The organism is Bifidobacterium sp. LH_743 (assembly GCF_056355775.1).
In genome coordinates, this window is record NZ_JBKESZ010000019.1 from 1 (window position 1) to 1,479 (window position 1,479).

Annotated in this window: 2 protein-coding genes; both read right to left on the reverse strand. The window is 66.0% G+C overall.

From position 1 onward, the window contains the following. Positions 1-45: 45 nt before the first annotated feature. The gene (locus AC1ATL_RS10675; RefSeq protein ID WP_476570212.1) at positions 46-891 is read right to left on the reverse strand and encodes an IS3 family transposase; all 846 of its coding nucleotides are present in this window, start codon (positions 889-891) and stop codon (positions 46-48) included. After that, positions 852-1,412, reverse strand: coding sequence for a transposase (locus tag AC1ATL_RS10680; protein ID WP_476570211.1), 561 nt, complete (start codon positions 1,410-1,412; stop codon positions 852-854). The genes AC1ATL_RS10675 and AC1ATL_RS10680 overlap by 40 nt, the downstream gene beginning before the upstream one ends. Positions 1,413-1,479 lie beyond the last annotated feature (67 nt).

Here is a 1,479-nt window from a genome sequence, read left to right on the forward strand (position 1 = left end):
TGAACTGCGCCCCGATTGTTGGACGCTGTTAATTAGGATACAGCCCTAGACCGCGAGGGACATGCCCCGGAACTCCTCCGGGGTGCGTCCCTCGAGTCGTATCTGGCGTCGTCTGGTGTTCCAGTGCACGATGTACGCGTCCAGCTCGCGCTTGAACTGCTCGTACGAGCCGAACTCGCGGCCGCGGTAGAACTCGTCCTTCAGGTGTCCGAACACCTGCTCGGTCGCGGCGTTGTCCAGGCAGTTGCCCTTGCGGCTCATGGACTGGCGGATGCCGAGGCGTTCGAGCTCGTCCCTCCACCACCGGTGCTGGTACTGCCATCCCATGTCGCTGTGCAGGATCGGCTCCGCGCCGGCCGGCAGGCGTTCCGCGAGCATGGCGAGCAGGCGCTTCTGCTGGTCCATGTCGGGATGCCTGCTCACGTCCCAGGCCACGATCTCCTTGCTGGCCATGTCGTACACGGGCGCGAGGTACGCCTTGCCGCCCGCGACCTTGAACTCGGTGACGTCGGTCCCGAGCTTGACGAACGGACGGTCCGCGTCGAAGTCGCGTTTGAGAAGGTTGCGCACGCGGCCTCCCGTATCGCCCCTGTACGAGTTGTAGCGCTTCCACGGGTTCCTGGAGCGGATGGCGCATCTCAGTCCCATGCGCCGCATGACCACGAGCACGCTCTTGGCCGACACCCTCCGTCCGAACTCGTGGACCAGGCACATGCGCACCTGCCGGTGGCCGCACCCGTTCGGCGTGCGTCCCCAGATCTCGCGCACCAACGGCTCGAGATCGGGCCGCGTCACACGCTCCGGGTGCGACAGGTGGTAGAAGTACGTGGATCTGGCCAGCCCCGCGATCCTCAGGAGCTGGTCGAGCCGGTGTCCCCGCCCCGCGAGCAGTCGGACGACGGCGCTCCGCTCGCGCCTCGTGACTTCTGCGCCCGCAGGGCCCGGAGTTTTTCCAGGTACGCGACCTTCGCCTTCAGGTAGGCGACCTCCTCGGCGAGCTCCTGCTCGCGCGTCGGTTTGGGTCTCGGTCTGGATCTCGCGCCCTTCGGCCTGCCCTTGGGCCTCGGCCTGAGCGCCTCCGGCCCTCCGGCCCGGTATTCGCGGCACCAGCGTTCCAGGGACGCGATGCTCGCGATCCCGTGCCTGGCCATGACCTCCGTCTTGGTCATGCCGTTCTCGACGTGGTCGCGCGCCGCGGCGACCTTCGTCTCCCAGTCGTAGCGTCTGCTGCCGCTGCCTCCCATGACCGCCTCCTCGCCGCCGGACCTGTATAGTATGATCCATTTTTCCGCGGTCTGCCGGGGCATGGCAAGCCGTCTGGCGAGCGTGTCCTTGCCGGCTCCTGCCTTGATGAGTTCCAGTGCCTCGCGCCGGAACCCGTCGTCGTAGTGTTTCCTTCGATCCTCGCGCATACGAAAGAACCGCACCTCCGATCATTGAATCTGAATTTCTTCAGTCCAACAATCGGGGTGCGGTTCA